The sequence below is a fragment of the Clostridioides sp. GD02404 genome (assembly GCF_045898275.1).
Taxonomy (GTDB): domain Bacteria; phylum Bacillota; class Clostridia; order Peptostreptococcales; family Peptostreptococcaceae; genus Clostridioides; species Clostridioides difficile_A.
Genome location: NZ_JBJOCA010000007.1, coordinates 128,740 through 150,691, shown reverse-complemented (window position 1 = coordinate 150,691; position 21,952 = coordinate 128,740). Strand labels below are relative to the sequence as shown.

Sequence of the window (21,952 nt, the reverse complement as noted above, 5' to 3'; positions counted from 1 at the left end):
AAATTTGTACAAAAAATAAAAACATGCTTATTGATTACTTTTAATTTATGTGATACTTGCTCTGTAAAAAAGCAAAAACTAGATTATAATTGTGGAAAATAAAGGTATTATAAACACATGGTACTATAATTATAAACTAAAATAATTATTATACCAATACAGTTCTTATAAGAATCTATAAGTTATTGATATCTAAGGCGAAAAAGGAAAAAAGAGGTATATTAATTACTACAAGAGATAATCATATATCTGTTTAATACTTATGAGACACAAATTGATATCTCATTGTGGAAAGCTGTACTTGCGTGTTATAATGTTATAAAAAATGAATTTGGAGTAATGTCATGATTGAAAACTATACTTTGTGTGAAATTGAGGAATTAAAGAGAAAAATACATGAAAACATTAATGTAAACGATGATGTTGTTTGTGGGCTTTGTGATAAACTGATTTCGCTTGCAAAAGAAAATAAAGATTGGCAAAGTGTGGCTTTTGGATATATATGGCGTGCCGATTATTATTTCTATGTAGAATCAAATATGAAATGTGTATCAAAAGAATTGGAGTACGCACAAGAGTATATCAATGAAAAGAATCCAAGTGAGTTATTAGAAAAGTTTTATTCATTATATAGTTTACTTTTTTCAAATTCGTATGATAAACAATCTGCATTTAAATACACTTTAAAAGCTCTGGATGTTTCTGAAAAATTAGATATCAAATACCGAATTGGTATGAATTATGGAAATATTAGTGCTTATTATTTGGACTATGAACTATATGATGAAGCATTGCTTTATTTAGATAAAGCGATGGAAGTATTACGTTCTTTGCCAGATACAAAACCACGCTTTCTGAGAATACTATTAATTAATTTCATTAATGTATATTTAAAATTAGGTAAACTTGAATTTATGAAATCAACTATTACAGAATTGAGTTCACTTCCCTTTGAAGATAAAGATTTAAAATTATATGTTGATTATGCATATTTGCTTTATTATTCAGAGATAAAGGATGAAGAAAAGAGTTTATATTATTTACAGGAAATGTTCAATGATGGAATTATGACTTTTCCAAATCGAATTTATATCATAGAGTTTTTGATGAATGCATTGGAATCAATGATACATATTAAAAATCAAATCAAATCAAGTGAATTATTACAAGCCTTACGAGAGCTAATAAAAGAAGATGAGCCAGAGCCTTTATTGAAGTTGTGTAAGTTGAATATTCAGTACTCACAGAGGTTTGAGACAAAACAAGAACTATATTACCATTATCGTGAGTACTACGATTTATATTTAAAAGCACAGGCTCAAGTAAATCTATTAAAAATCGAAGGTTTAGTTGCAAAAATTGAATTAAATGATACCTATACTAAGTATAATCAATCAAAAAAAGTATTAAAAGAATTGTATGACCTTGTAAATTATGATGAATTGACTAATATATATAATCGTTATTATTTTAATATTAAGCAAGATGAAATTATCAATAGCAATAAATATACAAATATCGGTCTTGCAATATTTGATATTGATTACTTTAAAGAATACAATGATTATTATGGGCATTTAGCAGGAGATGAAATATTAAAACAAGTAGCGAGTACCTTAAAAGAGAAGGCAAATGAACAAATGGCCATCTTTCGCTATGGTGGCGACGAATTTATCTGCCTTAGTTGGGATTTGAACTTTGAACAAATGGATGAATATGTGAATCAAATAAAAGAAGCAATAAAAGAAAAAAATATTGAACATATACATTCACGATGTTCAAAAATAATAACATTGTCAATTGGCTATGGAAATAAGACCGTTTCAACTAAAGTGGATTTACTTAATTTATTTGATGAAGTGGACAAAGCACTATATGTTGTAAAGAATAATGGTAGAAATAACTCTAAATCAATAATTTCTATGGAAGGGGTGCATAATGAATAACTATAATGTACTATTTGAACAAATTCAATTGATAATTGAGCGAATTCAGCACCGTTTCGAACATAGTCTTAGATTTAATAAACATGATTGTGATAGATTATTGACGATATCAGAACAGTTAAACTGTTTCTATGGACAAGCATTAGCTCATGTGTATTTAGCACAATATTTTCAAATGAAATGGGATGTAGATGCTTATAATTTTCATTCAGAGAAGGCAAGAGAACTTGCTGAGAATAAAAACTATTTTGATGTTTTAATTGAATATTTTAAAATAGAGGGTTTACGAAATATTACTATTTGTGACGAAATAGCAGCACTTACTATATATTTAAAAGGTATTCAAACTGCTTATAAAATTAAAGATAAAAAATCATGTGCTATTTTCTATAACAATATTGCAGACATATTTTACACAAGTGGTGTATATACAGTTGCAGAGCAATTCTATACAAGAGCATTAGATGTTATAAAAGAGGTTCCTATAAAAAATGTGGTCTTTTATTACAAAGCTATACTTGTCAACCTATTACATCTTTATTGTGTCCAGGGAGAATTGGATAAAGCTAGAAAATATCATGAGGAATGTTTAAGTGTAAAATGTGAAGTTGGCATTTTACCTTTGTTATTTATAGAAGGGGAAATACGTCTCTTATTATTAGAAAATAAGGAAATAGAAGCATTACATAAAATAGATAATTTGATAAAAAAGTTGATTAAAAGTAAAGAGAATGCGTTTTTACTGAAATCTATTTATTTAAATCTGATGGAATTTTTACTTTTGTTGAAAAGAGAAGAAAATGCAGCATGGTGTTTAAAACAATTAGATACACTGTATAAAAATGCAGATCAGGATATAATGATAAAGATTCAAGAATTACATGTCCAATATGCAATTTTATTTGGTCATGAAACTGATGAACTTTATGAAACTTTTTACGAGACCATATTAAAAGGGGAAATGGCAAGTAAAATATCAACAAGAGAAAGCTTTAAAAGCCTTATTTCTCTATATGAAACGGAAAAAGAACAGAATCTCATGTTGAAAAAGCAAGCTAGTTTACAAGTAGTAGCAGATATAGATGAACTTACAAAAATTTATAATCGAAGATACAGTAGTAAAGTTATCAGTAAATTAATACAAGATGATGGGACTTTATCTATTGGATATGTTATGGTTGATATAGATTTTTTTAAAGAATATAATGACTACTATGGTCATTCAAAAGGCGATGATGTAATAAAAGAAGTTGCTAATTTATTAAAGAAGAACTTGCCAGACAATGCTTTTGCTGCACGATATGGAGGAGATGAATTCACATGCATATTTGTAGATAGAAGTGATGATGAAATTATTACATTTGTTAAGTCAGTTCAAAAAGAACTGAAAGACAAAAACATTGTACATTTAAAAAGTAAAAATTCCAAACAACTTACTTTATCTTTTGGGATATATAATGAGATGCATGTGCATGGTTGTGATGAATTAACTCTTATTAAAAAAGCTGACTTAGCTTTATACCAATCTAAAAAGAAGGGAAGAAATGTATATACAATTTATAAATAAAGGAGTTAATCGTGATGGAAATGGAAAATAATATCACCTTAAAATATGATACTTCATATATTTTAGAAAAATATTGTGATATAAAAGGTAGCGAGGAAAAATATGCATTAATACAACTAAACCTTAAAAATTTTCGATATTTTAATACAAAGTATGGAAGTCAAGCAGGAGATGAAATCCTGACATTGGTCTTTCAAAAAATAATGATGTTTTTGGAAGAAAAAGAATATGCTGGATACCTATATGCAGATAACTTTGTTCTTTTGTTAAAGTGTGATGACTCTAACTATCTCATATATGAACGATTGATACCACTAATAGACATATTGTACCGCATAGATGATGAACGAATTTATAGAAATCTTTTTATGTCTATGGGGGTTTATGTAATTGTTGACTCAAAAGTCACATTTTATGATGCATTAAATTATGCAAATCTGTGTAGAAAAGAAAGTGAAACTTTATTTAATAGAAGTTCCTGTGTAGAACTTTATGAGGAATCTTTTTATAAGAGTTATATGAATCGTATGAAACTGGAAATAGATACAGCCAATGCATATAAAGATTATGAATTTGTTACATATTTACAACCAAAAGTTAGTTTAATAAGTGGAGAAGTCATAGGTGCAGAGGCACTACTTCGTTGGTTTGATAAGGATGGAAATAGTATTCCATTATATAAATTTCTTCCTATTTTGAACCAAAATAGCTACATTATATTAATTGATATTGATACTTTTGAACAGATGTGTCAGTATCTGGATACAAGAATAAAAAACAATCAGAAGGTTGTGCCAATAAGTTTTAATATTTCAAAGTCACACTTTTATTATCCAGGAATTGTTCAAGACTACATTGATGTGTTTGAAAAATATAATATTCCAAAGAAATATATTGAAATTGAATTTATGGAGTCAATTTCTTTAAATGATACTGAGCGCTTGAAAAAAATAGTATCAGATTTCAAGGAATATGGGTTTACATGTTCACTAGATGATTTTGGAGATGGATATTCTTCTTTTAATGTATTGCTTAATGCTCGTTTTGATATTATCAAGATGGACCGTCAGTTTTTTTTAAACAACTTAAATGGTAATAGCAGTTTAGTAATAAAGACCATTATAGATTTAATTCATTCTTTAAATATGAAAGTTATTGCTGAAGGTGTAGAGTCTGAAGAACATATAGAGTGTTTAAAAGAATATGGGTGTGATATGGTTCAAGGCTATTATTACTATAAACCTATGTCAATTGATTCATTTAATATGATATTGGATTCATAGAGTGACTTTAAGGAATTATAAAAATTAATTATTTGTGAGGGGGAGAAATATGAGATTCAAAAAGATTATAACTCTATTAGTAGTAGCTATGCTTGCACTTAATTTGGCTGCATGTGCTACATCTAAGCCAGGAGATACAACACAAGGTTCAGTGTTTCAGGGGACTCAAGGAAAGGATATGGTAACATTAAATGTTACATCAGAGCCTACAGAATTGAATCCAATGAGAATGAGTGATACTATTGCCCAAAGTATTCTCTATCATTGTATGTCTGGGTTTACAAAGTTGAATGACAAGGATGAGCCAGTAGCTGATTTAGCAGAAAGTTGGGATATAAATGATACTGATACAACTTATACAATGCACTTGAAAAAAGATGCAAAGTGGTCAAATGGAGACTCAGTAACTGCAAACGATTTTTACTATTCTTGGATTACACAGATGAAACCTTCTACTGGAAGCATATTTGCTGCATATCTATATAAGAATATTAAAAATGGAGAAGCTTTCTATAAAGGAGAGGTTGACGAATCACAGCTTGGATTAAAGGTGCTAGATGACTACACATTAGAAATTCAATGGTCTCATCCAATGCCTAATGGTTTGTTTTATTTGTCACAACCATACTTCTTGCCAATAAATCAAAAGGCATATGAGAAAATTGGTGATAAACAGTATGCTAAGGATGCTGATAAAATGGTGACAAATGGAGCATATAAAATAACAGAATGGGTACATGATGACCATATTACAATGGAAAAATCTGAGGAATATTATAATTCATCAAAAATTAATATTCCTAAAGTAAAATTGGTTATGATAGGAGATGCAAATACTAGTTTGAATGCATTTACTGCTGGAGAAATTGACCTTTGTAGCCTATATAATGAACAAATTAGACTTGTGAAAGAAAAAAGTAAAGATGCTATTCAATCATATATAGATGGAGGGTCTTGGTATTTAAGTTTTAATACACAAGATAAGTATCTCTCTAACATAAATTTAAGAAAAGCACTTTCATATTCTGTTGACGTGCAGAGTCTGCTTGATAATGTAATTAATGACGGTTCTATAGCAGCGGATGGTTTTGTACCAGATGTTATAAAAGGTGCTGAGGGCACAAGTTATGCAGAAAAACGTGGTAGCCTATTTAAATACAACAAAGGTAAAGCAAATGAATACCTTGATAAGGCATTACAAGAACTTGGTATAGATAAAAAAGATATTAAACTTGTATTTTGGGCATCAGATACAACATATAATCAGAATCAGGCTGCCTATCTGCAACAACAATGGAAGGAAAATCTTGGACTGGATGTAGAACTTAAATTTACAGCAGTGAAAGCTTTGTCTGAAGCAATGACAAATGGTGATTACAGCTTTGCGATGGATGGATGGGGACCTTCTGAAAATGATGCAATTACATTTTTGGAAAACTATACAACAGAAAATATGAATAATCATGTAAAGTATTCCAATCCAAAGTATGATAAGTTGATTGAGGATTCTATTAATGAGAGTGATTCTAAAAAACGTCAAGAGATATTGATACAGGCAGAAAAAATTCTAATAGATGATATGGTTATAGGACCAATGTATTTTACATGTACTACTTATGCTGTCTCTGATAAATTAGTTGGTCTAGTACGTACACCATTTCAATTCTTTAACGTTTTAAATGCACATATTAAATAAATAAAAACAGGACAGGAGTAGACAATATGTCTTCACAAATGAGATATATCGGTAAGCGCCTTCTTTATTCGGTACTTACTGTTTGGGTTTTGATTTCCATTACATTTTTACTGATGCAGATGCTTCCGGGAGACCCTTTCTCTGGTGTTAAGGTACTTAATCCTGATGTAAAAGCAGCTTTAGCCACAAAGTATGGTTTAGATAAGCCTATATTGGAGCAGTATGGAATATATGTGAACAACTTGATACATGGAGACCTTGGTTCCTCAATTGTATCTGGTCGTCAAGTAACAGATATCATAGCCCAGGCATTCCCAGTTTCTTTAGAATTGGGAATACGGGCTTTGATTTTTGCAATCATTTTGGGTATTTTGTCAGGGATAGTAGCAGCTTTGAAGCATAGAACAAAGTGGGACACATTGACGATGATTTTGGTACTTCTTGGAGTGTCTGTTCCATCATTTATTATGGGCGCACTGTTACAATATTTTTTTGGAATCGTATTATTTCAATTTACAGGTATTCGTTTTTTTGCAATTATAGGATGGGGAAGTGAAAATAGTAAGATTTTACCTGCATTTGCGCTAGCTTTTGGCTCTATGGCGAGTATTGGAAGATTAATGCGTTCTAGTATGCTTGATGTACTTAGTCAAGACTATATTCGTACAGCAAAGGTGAAAGGAATTAAGAAAAAAGACATTGTCCTTCATCATTGTTTACGTAATGCATTAATGCCAGTAATAACAGTTCTTGGTCCTATGACAGCAGTCCTATTGACTGGGACATTTGCTGTGGAGTATGTATTTTCTATTCCAGGTCTCGGAAAATACTTTGTAGACTCAGTGCAGGCCAATGACTATCCAGTAATTATAGGAACAACATTGTTCTTTGGTGTGTTTCTTGTGTTGTGTAACCTAATCGTGGATATTTTAAATAGTTATATAGACCCCCGTGTGAAATTAGGAGGTGAGGAAAATAGATAGTAATAAAAGAATACTTGTTAATGAAGATTTTGCTTTTGCTGATGGTTGCAATTCAGATATGTGTAATAACAAGCTGGTACGCCCATCTATGAGCTTTGCAAGAGAGACTATATTCATATTGTGTCACAATAAAATTGCAGTAGTATCGTTTATAATGATGCTTATTTTGATTATAGGTTCAGTGTGTATTCCGATATTTTGTAATTTTGATTTTGCATCTCAGAATGTGGCATATGCAAATAAACCTTTTTTTAGCAAAGACCCAACTAGTGGTCTTACTCATATCTTTGGTACAGATAATCTCGGGCGTGATATTTTTGTACGTATTTGGTATGGGACACGAGTATCACTTTTAGTAGCAGGAGTTGTAGTTATTATAGATGGAATAGTAGGAGTAGTATATGGTAGTATTTCTGGATATATAGGTGGAACTGTTGATAATGTAATGATGCGTATATTGGAAATCATTAGTGGGATTCCATATCTTGTTGTTGTTCTTTTACTTATGGCAGTGCTTCCACAAGGAATTGGAACCTTGATTATAGCCTATACACTTGTGGGATGGACTAGTATGGCACGATTGGTGAGGGTGCAAGTAGTTTCTCTTATGGAGAGAGAATTTATAATTTCTGCAAAAACTATGGGAGCAAGTATGAGACGAATTATTTTCTGCCATCTAATTCCTAATATGTTGGGGATAATAATTGTCCACATGACATTGAGTATTCCAGAAATTATATTTACAGAAGCATTCTTATCAATGTTGGGAATGGGAGTTCCACCACCATATCCATCACTGGGAATCATGGCAAATGAAGGTGTTGCTGTTTTTCAGACTTATCCAGTAAGGTTTGCAGTGCCAGGACTCTTCATTTGTCTGATAATGCTTTCTTTTAATCTCTTAGGAGACCAACTTCAAGATGCCATAAATCCTAGATTAAGGAGATTTGCTGATTATGGACGATATTCTAAGAATTAGGAATTTAAATGTATCTTTTGAGATATATAATGGAACAGTAAGTGCAGTTCGAGGTGTTTCACTTACTATGAATAGAGGAGAGATTCTTGCATTGGTGGGTGAAAGTGGTTGTGGTAAGAGTGTAATGGCACAATCCATTTTGAAGTTGAATCCTTCACCACCAGCTAAGATTATGGGTGAAGAATTGAAACTTATGAACTTTGATATTTTGAATGCATCAGAAAAAGATATGGAGCAAATAAGAGGTAACTTAGCAAGTATGGTTTTTCAAGACCCTTTAACTTGTTTGAATCCTACTATGAAAGTAGGTAAGCAGATTACTGAATCTCTATACCGAAAAGAAAAAATGTCATTATCTGATTGCAAGCAAGAGGCAGTTAGATTACTTGAAATGGTACAGATACCAAATGCCGCTCTACAAGCAGAACAGTATCCTCATCAATTTTCAGGAGGAATGCGACAACGTGTGATGATTGCTATGGCTTTGGCATGTAATCCTAAACTACTTATCGCAGATGAACCTACAACAGCCCTTGATGTTACCACACAACTGCAAATCTTGAAACTTATTGCAAAAATTAGAAAAGAGATGGGAACAGCTGTGCTTTTGATTACTCATGACTTTGGAGTTGTGGCAAATTTAGCAGAACGTGTAGCAGTAATGTATGCTGGAAAGATTGTGGAAGAAGGTAATGTAAAAGATATTTTCAATAGAGCAACACATCCATATACACAGGCATTATTAAGAACACTTCCTACCTCAGGTGATATAGGTAAAAGGATATCTATATTGGGAAGTCCACCTAATTTATCTGATTTGCCAGTAGGTTGTTCTTTTTCAAAGAGATGTCCATATTGTATGCAGATTTGTTTGAGAGAAGAGCCACCTTTGTTTAAAGTATCAAATAGCCATAGTGCTTCTTGTTGGCGTCTGCATGAAAGTTTTCCAAAGGAGGTATTGGGTGATGGAAAAATTACTTGAATTAAATAATGTATCCAAGAGCTTCTCTTTAGGAAGAAAGCGCAAGAATATTGTTGTTAATCATGTGAACCTAACTATTTATAAAGGTGAGACTTTAGGTCTTGTTGGAGAATCTGGTTGTGGGAAATCAACTCTTGCAAGAATCATTATGGGCGTATATCCGTCAAGTGAAGGTGAAATATTATTTCAAGGCAAAAAGCTAGAACTACATCGACAGAGTGCAAGAAAAGAATTTGCACAACATACACAAATGATATTTCAAGACCCATACATGTCTTTAGACCCATATATGACCATAGAATCTATTATTGCAGAGAATTTGAAAGTTCATGGCATGCTAGATAAAAATGCAAGGACACAAAAAGTATATGAATTGTTAGAAATGACTGGGCTTTCACGAGAATATGCAGGACGTTTTCCACATGAATTTTCAGGAGGGCAAAGACAAAGGATTAGTATAGCACGTGCACTTGTAGTTCAGCCGAATTTCATTATATGTGATGAACCAGTGTCAGCGCTTGATAATTCTATTCAGAGTCAGATTATAAATCTTTTATATAAACTAAAGATGGAGCTTGGTCTTACTTATCTATTTATTTCACATGACCTGAGCATGGTACGTTATATTTCTGATAGGATTGCTGTGATGTATGCTGGTAGAATTGTGGAAATTGGAAATGCTGAGGAGGTTTACAATACACCTTTACATCCATATACACAGATGCTCTTGCGTGCAGTTTTGACTACGAATCCTAATAATAGAAATATACTAGAGGAAGAAATTGATGTACAAGATGAAGTTGAAAGTTTTTCAAGTTGTGAAAAAGGATGTCCTTTTGTGAAACGTTGTAAAGTATCAACAGAACGTTGTGGGAAAGAAATGCCAGAATTATTTGAACACAAGAAGAATCATCTAGTTGCTTGTCACATGACAAGTGAATGATTTAGCTATTATAAAGAAGCAATAAAGAATAACATATAAAAATTTAAAAGAGGAGTTGAACTTAAAATTTGATTAGAAAAAATCAATTTTAAGACAACTCCTTATTTTTTTTGAGAAGTAATATACAAGCTATCATAAGCATATAATTCTCTATAGATAATTAACAAGGGGGATAAAGTTATGAGGTATTATAATAAACCTACCAAAGAAGTATTAAAATACTTAAAGACAAATCCAGAAGTTGGACTTGATGATAATGAGGTAGAAGAGAGGAAGCTTAGATATGGATTAAATGAATTTACAATAAAGGAAGGCCGAACATTTTGGGACGAGTTGGGGGAAAGTCTGACAGAACCTATGATATTAATTCTTATAGGAGCAGCAGTGATAAGTTCATTTGTGGGAGAATTGCATGATGCATTAGGTATCTTAGGAGCTATCTTTATTGGTATTTCCATAGGTATAATAACTGAAGGGAAATCTAAAAAAGCTGCTCATGCTCTATCAAAATTAACAGAGAATATAGAGGTAAAGGTACTTAGAAATGGAAAGATAGTTAAAATATCAAAAAATGATTTAGTACCAGGAGATATTGTATATATAGAAACAGGAGATATGATACCAGCAGATGGAAGGCTTATACAATCTATAAATCTAAAACTTAGAGAAGATATGTTAACAGGAGAATCTGATGATGTAGCTAAAAATGCTGATGCTATATTGGATATGGAGGTAGTTTATTCTAAAACAGAAATAATCGAACAAGATACAATACCTGCAAAACAAATCAATATGGTATTTGGTGGAACTCTTGTAGCATATGGTAGAGGGATAATGGTTGTTACTCACACTGGTGATAAGACAGAAATGGGTAAGATAGCACAGAACTTATCAAATGATGACCAGCAAACTCCACTTCAAATTAAATTAGGTAAGTTAGGGGCTAAAATAGCAGGAATATCAGGAGTAATAGCTACTTTATTGTGTATGTTTATGATTATACAAATGCAAAGAAAAGGACTGTTAATTTTGGATACAAGCAGTATCTTGTCCTTTTTACAATCATTGGAACCTGCTAAGAATGCGTATATGGTTTGTATTGCTTTAATAGTTGCTACTGTTCCAGAGGGTCTGCCAACCATGATAAATATTACTTTAGCTATAACAATGCAAAAGATGGCAAAGATAAATGCTTTAGTAACTAAGAAAGAGGCTTGTGAAACTATAGGTTCTGTTTCCGTAATATGTTCTGATAAGACAGGTACTTTAACACAAAATAAGATGATGGTAGAAGTAGCATATGTTGATGGTAAATATATAAGTAGTGGAGAATATCAGAGCAATAGTTATTTTGAACAAAACTGTATAGTAAATTCAACAGCAGATATAGAAAAGGAAGACAATTCATTTAAATATATTGGAAGTGCAACAGAGTGTGCATTACTTTTATATCATAACGATAAAAACTATAATGAAATGAGAAAACAAACTTATTTAATATCACAAATCCCCTTTAGCTCAGAAGAAAAGAAAATGTCAACATTAATTCGTCAAGAGGATTCGGATATACTGCTTTCAAAAGGAGCTCCAGAAGTACTATTAAAGAGATGCTCTTATGTACAACAAGGAAAAAGTATTGTCCCAATAACTCCCAAAATAGAAAAAGGTATTCTCGATGAAATTAAAAAACTACAAATTAAATCTATGAGAACATTGGGGTTTGCTTATAAAAAGATGACTAAATCTAGAACAGAAGTTGCAATAACCTCAGAAGGAGAATTGAATTTAATCGGAAACCCAAGAGGGTATGAGAAGGAAGAAAATTTAGTGTTTAGTGGATTTGTAGGAATAGTAGACCCATTGAGAGCAGGAGTTAAAGAGTCTATTGATAAGGCATTTAATGCAGGTGTAGATGTAAAAATGCTTACAGGTGATAATATCAATACAGCAACTGCTATTGGAGATGAATTAGGATTATTGAATGATGGCAAGAAGGCAGTTGAAGCAACCTATATAGATGTGCTGACAGATGAAGAGTTAAGAGAAGAAATAAAAGGAATATCTATTGTAGCAAGAAGTAAACCAGATACAAAGATGAGAATAGTTTCTGCACTTCAAAAAAGTGGTGAGGTCGTAGCCGTAACAGGTGATGGTATAAATGATGCTCCAGCTCTTAGTCAAGCAGATGTTGGTATTGCTATGGGAATCTCAGGTACAGAAGTATCTAAAAATGCAGCAGATATAATATTGACTGATGATAGTTTTAGTACAATAGTAGAGGGAATAAAATGGGGAAGAGGTATTTATGAAAACTTCCAAAGATTTATACAGTTCCAGCTTACTGTAAATATAGTAGCATTTATAATTGCTATAATATCTCAACTTACTGGTAAAGATATGCCATTTACTACGATACAATTATTATGGGTAAATATAATAATGGATGGTCCTCCAGCTCTTGCATTAGGATTAGAACCTGTTAGAGATTATGTGCTGAAAAGAAAACCAATAAATAGACACTCTGGAATAATAGCTAGGTCTATGTCTATAAATATTATTATAAATGCTATCCTTATAATTACAATTGTATTTACACAATCAGCTTTTAATATATTGGGAGCCACACCAGATGAACAAGGTACTGTTATATTTTCTTTATTTGCATTCAGTGCCCTTTTTAATGCATTGAATTGTAGGGAGTTTGGCTTTAACAGTACAATACCTAATTTCTTTAAGAATAAGTTGGCATTACAAATAATAGTCGTTACAGGTATAATCCAGATAATATTTACACAAGTGTTCCAGAGTTTCTTTAACTCTGTTTCTTTAGATTTTAATATGTGGATAAAAATAATACTATTTGCATCAACTATTTTAATATCAAATGAATTTGTAAAACTAGTCCTTAGAACACTAAAAAATAGCAGAACTAGAAATCTTAGTATCAAAAGTTAATTTTATAAGACCGCAAAGTATAATATATCATGACTTTGCGGTTTTGTGTTTTATACAAGTATCTTTCTTTAATGTTTCTTTATATTACAATTCAATTATAGATGGTGTATGACATACAAAAGGTAAAAAATCGTGAATGACTTGAGTTGTTTTAATTTTCATATAACTAGTAGTAGTCCCATCACTACATCCATACCATTCTTCATTGACAACATCCTTGTCAAAAACAACTTGTATAATATTATCATTGTCAAGTATAGCACTGAAAATAGTAGCTGCGCCAATTTTAGTCCCTAACATCGTTTCCATCAATTCAGCAGGAGCAAAAGAAACTCTAGATACTCCTAATGCATTGCTAAAATTGGCTGACTTAAAGGGTTTATCACCTGGCATAATAAATAGATAAAAAGCTGTTTTTTGTCTATTGCAAAGAAATAGAGTCTTTACCATCTTCATATCTAATTTTTTATCAATCTGAACACAATCCTCCATTGTAATTGCTTCATCTGTGTCAACACGTTCAAATTCAATACTCAAATTTTGTAATATTTTGTATACCTCTTTTTGTAATGGCGTATCAAATTTAATAGGTGCCTCTTTATAAATATCACTTACAAAAAACATGATTTATTTCATTCCTTTCCGTTTAAAATCCTATGGGCATAGTGTATCATAAGGTTATAAATTATAAAAGTGAATGTTTATCATATAAAATATGATAAAATCAAATGGATGTGAGATATACATAGTATAGATATGAATATTCAAAAATATATGACATTTGTTAAGACTTCCAACACTTCCAGAGTTTGAGACTATTTTTTTAGAACAAGATAAATTATCAGAATAAAATATAAAAACAATTAGTTGAAAAAATACTTATAAAAAGATACTTATTCAGAATTTTAAATTAAAATATATTATAAATAAAAATCATATTATAAATAATACTTGGGAAAAATAATACCATAATTCTAAATAGTATGTACAAAATTTGATATAAATGTATTAACTTGATTATAAATACAAATTTAGATTAATGTTACTATTAATATAGTGTATAGTGATAAACAAATTAAACATAATAAATAAAAAGAATGTAAGTAATAAGTTTTTATTTTAATATAATAAGCTTTATTATTTATAATCATGTTGAAGGAGAAATATTATGAAAAATTTGTTTATAATATTATCTATAGTTATAATTATGTCCATCAGTAATTTTTCATATGCTTTTTATGATACAAATTTAGAATATGAAAAAAATAATTCAAAAATAAGTGAAAATATAAGTAAGTATTATGAAGGTAAAATTGAACATATATTTGTACATCCATTAATCGTATATCCAGAAATGGCATTTGATGGTGATTATGAATCTAAAACATTTTCTAAATGGTTTGTTACTACAAAAGAATTTAAAAAAATATTGAATAACTTATATCAAAGGAACTTTATACTTGTATCATACAAAGATGTATATGAGGAAAAAGAAGTTGGTGGTAAGAAGTTAACAGTAAGAAAAAAATTATTGTTACCAGAAGGAAAAAGACCAATTATTATATCTATAGATGATATAAATTATAATCAATATATGTTAGGTAATGGAATAACAGAAAAAATTGTCCTAGATAGAAATAATGAGTTAGCTGGATATATTAAAAAACCAAATGGTAAATATCTTATTAGTACAGAAACAGAAATGGTTCCTTTAATTGAAGATTTTGTAAAACTACATCCTGATTTTTCTCATAATAATGCAAAGGGAGTTTTAGCAGTAACTGGATTTGAAGGTATTTTGGGTTATAGAATTCAAAGAGATTATCCAAATAGAAATGAAGAATTAAAACAATGTAAGAGAGTAGTCTATAAGCTAAAAGAAAATGGATGGGAATTTGCTAGCCATAGTTATGGACACCCAAATCTCAAAAAAATTTCTCTAGAAAAGCTTAGAGATGATACTATTAAATGGGAAAGAGAAGTTCAATCAGTCGTTGGAAAAACAAAAATATATATACCTCCATATGGTGAGTTTCCTAATGAGTCATCTAAAGGGTTGGAGTATCTTCAGTCAAAAGGATTTACGATTTTTGCAGGTGTAGGTCCAATATCATATGAAAAAATTTATAAGGATAAAAATTTAGTTATTACTGATAGAAGAAACATAGATGGTATTACTCTACTAAATAAGAAAGAAAAATTTTTAGATTTATACAATGCAGATAAGGTTATAGATTATAATACTAGAAAGGTTAATAAATAAGTATGAAGGTAGAAAGAAAGTTTACTAGAAATCCAATAAATAGTATTTAAACAGATATGGTAGAAAGGAATAAATTTATGAAATCGAAAAAATGGATTAGTATGATTTTATCTATAGCAGTAATAAGTGCTCTTTTTGTAGGTTGTACAAGTAATTCTAATTCTAGTGTAGTTTCAAATGAAAAAATAACATATGAGATAAAGTCAACAAAAAATAATGACAACGAAATTGAATCTAATAAATTTAGTTTGGGAACATCAGAAATGGTTGTAAGGGGGAAGACCATACCTTTTAAGATAGAAGGTATAATATCAGCTCCTAAAGATATAAAAGAAAAAGCACCTATAGTGTTAATTTTTCATGGGCAACATGGAGATGGAGAAAATGATTTTGAAAATGGATTTAAATATCTTACTGAAGATTTAGCTAAAAATGGTATTATAGGGGTGTCTATTGATACTTCAGTAAACTATACTTTTCAGTATGGAGAACCTGTAGAAAATGAGAGAATAACATATCTGACTCAAGCTTATATAAAAGCTTTTCAAGATGCATATGATGGCAGTAAAAATGGATTTGGAATATATCTTAAAGACAAAGTTGATTTAGATAATATTGGTCTTATAGGTCATTCTGTAGCTGGTTCTGGGGTATTAAAAATAGCACAAGACCAAATACAAAAAGGATTTAAAGGTATAAAAGGAATTATATCACTTACACCAGCCTATAATAGTCCAATAGAAAAGTTTCCAGATGTACCAACAGCAATAATAGTATCAGAATATGATGGAGATGTTATCCATAGTGGGGATGATGTTTTTTATGATATATCATTGGATAAAAATAGAAAAAGTCCACTAGGACTAACTTATTTAGTAGGTGGAAATCACAATGCATATAACTCAGTTTTAGGAGAAAAGGAGTTTTCTCCACCACGAGATACAGATGGAACTTATCCTGAAAAATTAGGGAAAGAAGAACATAGAGAGTTCTTTTCTAATTATGCAGTTGACTATATGAAATCTATTTTTGATTTTGATGATAGTGAATCTCCTATTTTTAGTAAAAAAGGATTGCCATCTAAAATGTATGGGTATCAGACATTAAATAAAGTTAAATATAGTGGTTCTTTAGAATTATTCAACAAAAAGTCATTTGAAAATATAGACTCAAGTAATGTTGATACAAAAGAGTTAGTTGAGTCAGAACGATTAGATAAAGATACTGCAAAACTTTTTAGTAATATAAGTTCAAGTGAAAATTTAGATTTATTGCAAGTTGATTGGAAATCTAAAGATGGAAAAATAGAATTGCCCTTAAATAATAAAAATTTAAAAGATTATTCTGCATTAAAATTTAGATGGGCGTTAAATTCTCCTAGTGAGTTAAATAGTAAAGATAAAATAGTTTCATTTAAACTTAGCTTAGTCGATTCTAAAGGAAAAGAAAGTAGTGTAACTTTGGATAATGATAAAGTGTCTGCTATGAAGTATTTTGAGGGTAAAGCTGTGAGAGACGAATATGTAGAAGGTAAATTTATGGAGTTTTGGTCAAGGTATACTCCAATAAGTGATACAATAATACCTATTGATAAGTTTAAAAATATAGATTTATCTAATATAAAGGGTGTTAAAATTGAATTTGAAAATCCAGAAACAGGTTCGATTATGTTAAATAAAATAGTTGGTATAAAATAGTAATACAAGTCCTAGATGAAATTATAAAATATCTAGGACTAGTTTTATTAGAATCCAATAATTTAAGCTAAGAATACATTGCATTTATAATAAATGTATAAAATTAGTAATATCTTATTGATATATATGAACTTTTAAGAATTTTATAGACGAATTATGTTATCATAAATAAAGATATAAATTCTAAAATTTGTCAGTAAAACAGAAGACAAGGAGGTAAATTTTATGTTTTCAAAAATCCTGGTCAAAACATTTATCAAAGATAGTGAAAACGTTCAAAATAAAGATGTTAGAAATAAGTATGGGTATGTAGCTGGAGTAGTAGGTATATTATCTAATTTACTTTTATTTGTAGTAAAAGTGTCTATAGGTATGCTTACATCAAGTATAGCTATAATGGCTGATGCATTTAACAATCTTTCTGATATGGCATCCTCAGCGATAACTATGATAGGTTTTAAATTAGCAAGTAAGCCAGCTGATAAAGAGCATCCTTTTGGACATGGAAGAATAGAATATTTATCGGCGTTAATTGTGGCGTTCATGGTAATGTTGGTAGGACTTCAATTTATAAAGTCATCTGTGGAAAGGATAGTAAATCCAGTACCTATAAAATTTGAAGTAATACCACTTATACTTTTAATTGCATCTATAATGATTAAAATTTGGTTAAGTAAATTTAATAAATTTATGGGAAATAAAATTGACTCCTCAGCCTTAAAAGCAGTTTCACTTGATGCTTTAGGAGATGTATTTACATCGAGTTGCGTAGTTATATCATTTGTCATAGCTAGATTTACTAGTTTACCTATAGATGGATATGTTGGTATTGTAGTATCACTAGTAATACTTTATGCTGGATTTTCTCTTGTAAAAGATACTATAAATCCTCTTCTAGGAGAAGCACCAGATGAAGAAATGGTAAAATCTATTATAGAATCATTATTATCTTATGAACATATTATAGGTACACATGATTTAATAATTCATAACTATGGAGTTGGACGATGTATAGCATCTATACATGCAGAAATTCCATCAAATATAGATATAATGGAGATTCATGAAATTATAGATAATGCTGAGAGAGAAATATCTGAAAAATTAGATATGTATTTAGTAATTCATATGGACCCTATATGTCTCGAAGATGAAGAAGTTATGTCAGCAAAAAAAGAACTTGAAGAAATACTTAAGAAAAATAGTCTTGTAAAATCTATGCATGATTTCAGAATAGTTGGAAAGGGAAGTAAGAAAAATTTAGTGTTTGATATAGTAGTTAATCCTTCTGAATTCTCTAAGAATATGTCAGAGGAAGAATTAAAAGAAGATATAACTAAATTGGTTAAGGAGATGAATCCTGAATATAATTGTGTAATTGTTGTAGATAAGGATTTTATTTAATGATTAATTAAAATTATTGTAAGGAAAAAAATGTAAAATATATAGACAGGAAGATGTTGGCATAATATAATATAGATATGTAATTGTATCTAGTATGAATATAGCAATTTTAATTGTTTTTTATAAAATATTATAGAGATGTTGATGTATGTTCTATCATTGGGCACCTTATGGACATACTGAGTCAGTGGTGCAACCGGCTATGGATATAAATTTATTTATTTTCATGGCTTTTTTTATATAATTTTTTGCTTAGAATTAATTTTAATGGGATATAAATAGAAGTTTATAAATTATAGATAGCGTAGAGGGGAGAAATCTATATGGGGAAGAAGAATAAAAAGGCATTATTAATAAGTTTAATTATGATTTTAAGTATGGTAGTATCTACAATCTATCCAACCTTATCTTATGCTTCAGAATTAGGAGATAACAGTCAGATTCAAAATAATTCAACTAGTTCATCAAGTGGAGAAGAGAAGCCATCAGATAACAAAAAACCAGAGCAGACTCCAGAAGGAGAGAAGCCATCAGACAACAAAAAACCAGAGCAGACTCCAGAAGAGGAGAAGCCATCAGACAACAAAAAACCAGAGCAGACTCCAGAAGAGGAGAAGCCATCAGACAACAAAAAACCAGAGCAGATTCCAGAAGAGGAGAAGCCATCAGACAACAAAAAACCAGAACAGACTCCAGAAGGAGAGAAGCCATCAGATAACAAAAAACCAGAGCAGACTCCAGAAGAGGAAAAGCCACTAGATAATAAAAATATAGAGCAGACTCCAAAAGAAGAAAAGCTGCTAGAAGATGAGAATTTGCTGAAAACGTTAGAAGAAGAACTTAATGAAGAGAATGAAGATTATGGATTTATTATAAAAATTAATAATAGTACAATAGAAACTGAATCAATGAAAAAGATATCATTTAATTTAACTTATACTCCAACATCAAAGGGAATACAAGCAGGTGATTCAATAACTTTCAAGGTGCCAGATGTATTTAATAAAGTTAATTTAGATTATACAAGTGAATGTTTCGACAAAACAGAAAGTAATGGAGAATATACACTTACATTTAGAGAACTTCCTAATGGTCAAAGTGTAATGCAAGGAAAAATAGGTCTAGAAGCATACGTTAAAAGGGTTGATGAAGAGACAAATACAAAAATTCATATTGAGACTACTGGAAAAATAGAAAGTGGAAGTGGAGATGTGGATGTAGAAATAAAGCCTGGAGATAAGGGCGAGGAAGAAGAGTCTAAAGGAACACTTAAGAAACTTGTTGAAGGAAAAAAATCAACTACAGTATTTATGCCAGTTAAAAATAAAGATATAAATTATAGCATACTAGTAAATGAGAAACAGGAAGAATTGAAAGATATTACTTTGTATGATGAGCTTCCTGAAGGATTGACACTAGTAAATGATTCTGTAAGTGTAGTAACAAGTGATGGGAAAGAAGTAAGTGATTTTAATATTGAACAAAGTGCAAATTCTATATCAGTTAATTTTGGAAATATAGATAAAGCATATACTGTTAAATACAAAGCTAGAATTAGTGATGAAAATGCAAAACATGATAATAAATATAAAAATGTAGCTAGGATAGAATCTGATGGTAAGAAGGTACAAGAAGATGATGCTACTGTAAGTATCTTTGATAGAGGTAGCGATTATCTTTTGACTAAAGGGCATTCAGGAGTAACAAATATTACTCAAGTTGGCCAAGTAATAAACTATCAGATTTCAGTAAATGATGATAAGTCGCCAATAAGTAATGTTGTTATAACAGATAATATACCAGAGGGTATGAGATTAACTACAGCAGGAGAAGCTGGACATGATTTTAGAGTAGTAGAAATTCCAATGAATGGTAACTGGACTCCTTGGAGTAAAGAAAAAATCGCAAACAATATTTCATATAAAATAGAAGAGAAAAGAAATGAAAGTGGTCAAGTGGATAAAGTTATAACTGGATTTACGATTAATCTTAGTAAAGAAGAAGTAGAATCAAAGTTTTATATAGCTTATACATTAAAGGTTATTAGTATTGAAGATAGTTATACAAATAGAGCTGTTCTTGATGCAAATAACAGTCAAGTTGATAAAAGCGATGAGATAAGTTTTAAGAAAAACTCTGGATTAATAAGTGCAAAAAAAGAAGTTGATAAAAAAGTTTTAAATAACAATGATAGTCAAATTGTTAAATACAAAATAAATATGTCAACTTATGGAGTTTATGATGCAGGGCAAGTAAATCTTTTAGATGAAGTAAACCCAGCTCTAAAAATATCTAATATAAAATATTCTGATAACCTTGAGTTTAAAAAAGAAGCTGGAGATGGAGAAAATACTGTAAGATTAGTAAATAAATATGAATTTAAGCAGATAAAAGAAGGCGAACCTGTACAAAGTTGGGTTACATTCGATGCAGATTTTACAGATGTAAAAGTTGGAGATACTATACAAAATGTAGCTCAGATTAATGGCTCAAGTCCTCCTGGAGTAGAAACTACTAAGCAAGGTTATGCTTTTGAAGCTAAAAAAGTAGATTCTTTAGATAAAAAGGCACTTTCAGGTGCTAAGTTTAATTTAGAAGATGTATATGGAAATGTAGTAGTTAAAGATTTAGTTAGTGATGAAGATGGTATAATTCAGTCTAGTGTAAAAAAACCAGGAACATATTATTTAGTGGAAATAATAGCTCCAAGTGGATATGAAAAACTAAAGGATAAAGTCAAAGTTAATATTGATAAGAAAGATATTGGTAGTATTGTGGATATTGGAAATATAGAAAATATAAAACAAGAAAATCCACCAGTAAATCCACCAACACCACCGAATCCAGATAAACCAGTAGTAAATCCACCAGTACCACCAAACACAGATAAACCAAAAAAACCATCAAAACCATCTGACACAGATGAAATAGTAGTAAATCCACCAGTACCACCATCAGATGAGGTAGTAAATCCTCCAATACCAGAGGTAGTAAATCCACCAATACCACCATCAGATGAGGTAATAGAAAATCCTGTTAAACCAATTGTTCCAATACCAGAAGTAGTAAAACCATCAGCATCAGAAGAGAAGAATAATAAAGTGAAAGATGACGCTGTAGTAAATCCTCCAGTACCACCAAAGACAGGAGATAACACTACAATTACTGGAGAAATACTATTAGGTCTAGGAGCTATTGTGGGACTTATTATATTAAGAAGAAACAAAAACACAAATTAGACCCTAACATTATTA

The 21,952-nt window shown here is 30.3% G+C and carries 14 protein-coding genes and 1 riboswitch; of the genes, 13 read left to right on the top strand and 1 reads right to left on the bottom strand.

Annotated features, from left to right (window positions below; genetic code table 11):
* Positions 1-344 precede the first annotated feature (344 nt).
* The 9 genes from Q3287_RS06530 to Q3287_RS06490 all read left to right on the top strand — a co-directional run bounded on the left by Q3287_RS06530 (position 345) and on the right by Q3287_RS06490 (position 13,334).
* A complete protein-coding gene (locus Q3287_RS06530; protein WP_407963718.1) occupies positions 345-1,946 on the top strand; it encodes a GGDEF domain-containing protein in 1,602 nt (533 codons plus the stop codon).
* Complete coding sequence (locus Q3287_RS06525; RefSeq protein ID WP_407963717.1) at positions 1,939-3,513, top strand: tetratricopeptide repeat-containing diguanylate cyclase; 1,575 nt, start codon at positions 1,939-1,941, stop codon at positions 3,511-3,513. Before Q3287_RS06530 ends, Q3287_RS06525 begins: the two co-directional genes overlap by 8 nt.
* Positions 3,514-3,527: 14 nt before the next feature.
* On the top strand, positions 3,528-4,796 hold the full coding sequence (locus Q3287_RS06520) for an EAL domain-containing protein (protein ID WP_407963716.1): 1,269 nt from the start codon (positions 3,528-3,530) through the stop codon (positions 4,794-4,796).
* Positions 4,797-4,845: 49 nt separating this feature from the next.
* Complete coding sequence (locus Q3287_RS06515; protein WP_407811452.1) at positions 4,846-6,492, top strand: peptide ABC transporter substrate-binding protein; 1,647 nt, start codon at positions 4,846-4,848, stop codon at positions 6,490-6,492.
* Positions 6,493-6,518: 26 nt separating this feature from the next.
* On the top strand, positions 6,519-7,475 hold the full coding sequence (locus Q3287_RS06510; protein ID WP_054271411.1) for an ABC transporter permease: 957 nt from the start codon (positions 6,519-6,521) through the stop codon (positions 7,473-7,475).
* Positions 7,459-8,454 carry an ABC transporter permease gene (locus Q3287_RS06505; RefSeq protein ID WP_407963715.1) on the top strand — a complete coding sequence of 332 codons (996 nt, stop codon included), beginning with the start codon at positions 7,459-7,461 and terminating at the stop codon, positions 8,452-8,454. Before Q3287_RS06510 ends, Q3287_RS06505 begins: the two co-directional genes overlap by 17 nt.
* Positions 8,432-9,436 (top strand): ABC transporter ATP-binding protein, encoded by a 1,005-nt coding sequence (locus Q3287_RS06500; protein ID WP_074180134.1) that lies wholly within the window; start codon positions 8,432-8,434, stop codon positions 9,434-9,436. The genes Q3287_RS06505 and Q3287_RS06500 overlap by 23 nt, the downstream gene beginning before the upstream one ends.
* Entirely contained in the window at positions 9,420-10,379 is a 960-nt protein-coding gene (locus tag Q3287_RS06495; protein WP_054271408.1) for an ABC transporter ATP-binding protein, read from the top strand. Before Q3287_RS06500 ends, Q3287_RS06495 begins: the two co-directional genes overlap by 17 nt.
* 180 nt (positions 10,380-10,559) lie before the next feature.
* Entirely contained in the window at positions 10,560-13,334 is a 2,775-nt protein-coding gene (locus tag Q3287_RS06490; protein WP_407963714.1) for a calcium-translocating P-type ATPase, PMCA-type, read from the top strand.
* 84 nt (positions 13,335-13,418) lie between these two features.
* Here the strand turns inward: Q3287_RS06490 and Q3287_RS06485 are convergent, their stop codons facing one another.
* Positions 13,419-13,958, bottom strand: coding sequence for a prolyl-tRNA synthetase associated domain-containing protein (locus Q3287_RS06485; RefSeq protein WP_074180137.1), 540 nt, complete (start codon positions 13,956-13,958; stop codon positions 13,419-13,421).
* Between the two features lie 544 nt (positions 13,959-14,502).
* Between Q3287_RS06485 and Q3287_RS06480 the strand changes: the two genes are divergently transcribed.
* The 4 genes from Q3287_RS06480 to Q3287_RS06465 all read left to right on the top strand — a co-directional run bounded on the left by Q3287_RS06480 (position 14,503) and on the right by Q3287_RS06465 (position 21,937).
* Positions 14,503-15,597 (top strand): polysaccharide deacetylase family protein, encoded by a 1,095-nt coding sequence (locus Q3287_RS06480; RefSeq protein ID WP_407963713.1) that lies wholly within the window; start codon positions 14,503-14,505, stop codon positions 15,595-15,597.
* A gap of 77 nt (positions 15,598-15,674) precedes the next feature.
* A complete protein-coding gene (locus Q3287_RS06475) occupies positions 15,675-17,294 on the top strand; it encodes a hypothetical protein (RefSeq protein ID WP_219672877.1) in 1,620 nt (539 codons plus the stop codon).
* Between the two features lie 225 nt (positions 17,295-17,519).
* Positions 17,520-18,698 (top strand): cation diffusion facilitator family transporter, encoded by a 1,179-nt coding sequence (locus Q3287_RS06470; protein WP_054271403.1) that lies wholly within the window; start codon positions 17,520-17,522, stop codon positions 18,696-18,698.
* A gap of 125 nt (positions 18,699-18,823) precedes the next feature.
* Positions 18,824-18,909, top strand: a riboswitch (cyclic di-GMP riboswitch).
* Positions 18,910-19,021: 112 nt separating this feature from the next.
* Positions 19,022-21,937, top strand: coding sequence for an SrtB-anchored collagen-binding adhesin (locus Q3287_RS06465; RefSeq protein ID WP_284182301.1), 2,916 nt, complete (start codon positions 19,022-19,024; stop codon positions 21,935-21,937).
* Positions 21,938-21,952: the final 15 nt, after the last annotated feature.

Bases quoted from the DNA above. Each gene is read 5' to 3' on its own strand.
- Q3287_RS06495 (WP_054271408.1), top strand. From the start codon at position 9,420: ATGGAAAAATTACTTGAATTAAATAATGTATCCAAGAGCTTCTCTTTA.
- Q3287_RS06500 (WP_074180134.1), top strand. From the start codon at position 8,432: ATGGACGATATTCTAAGAATTAGGAATTTAAATGTATCTTTTGAGATA.
- Q3287_RS06465 (WP_284182301.1), top strand. From the start codon at position 19,022: ATGGGGAAGAAGAATAAAAAGGCATTATTAATAAGTTTAATTATGATT.
- Q3287_RS06480 (WP_407963713.1), top strand. From the start codon at position 14,503: ATGAAAAATTTGTTTATAATATTATCTATAGTTATAATTATGTCCATC.
- Q3287_RS06525 (WP_407963717.1), top strand. From the start codon at position 1,939: ATGAATAACTATAATGTACTATTTGAACAAATTCAATTGATAATTGAG.
- Q3287_RS06530 (WP_407963718.1), top strand. From the start codon at position 345: ATGATTGAAAACTATACTTTGTGTGAAATTGAGGAATTAAAGAGAAAA.
- Q3287_RS06510 (WP_054271411.1), top strand. From the start codon at position 6,519: ATGTCTTCACAAATGAGATATATCGGTAAGCGCCTTCTTTATTCGGTA.
- Q3287_RS06490 (WP_407963714.1), top strand. From the start codon at position 10,560: ATGAGGTATTATAATAAACCTACCAAAGAAGTATTAAAATACTTAAAG.
- Q3287_RS06485 (WP_074180137.1), bottom strand. From the start codon at position 13,958: ATGTTTTTTGTAAGTGATATTTATAAAGAGGCACCTATTAAATTTGAT.
- Q3287_RS06515 (WP_407811452.1), top strand. From the start codon at position 4,846: ATGAGATTCAAAAAGATTATAACTCTATTAGTAGTAGCTATGCTTGCA.
- Q3287_RS06475 (WP_219672877.1), top strand. From the start codon at position 15,675: ATGAAATCGAAAAAATGGATTAGTATGATTTTATCTATAGCAGTAATA.
- Q3287_RS06470 (WP_054271403.1), top strand. From the start codon at position 17,520: ATGTTTTCAAAAATCCTGGTCAAAACATTTATCAAAGATAGTGAAAAC.
- Q3287_RS06520 (WP_407963716.1), top strand. From the start codon at position 3,528: ATGGAAATGGAAAATAATATCACCTTAAAATATGATACTTCATATATT.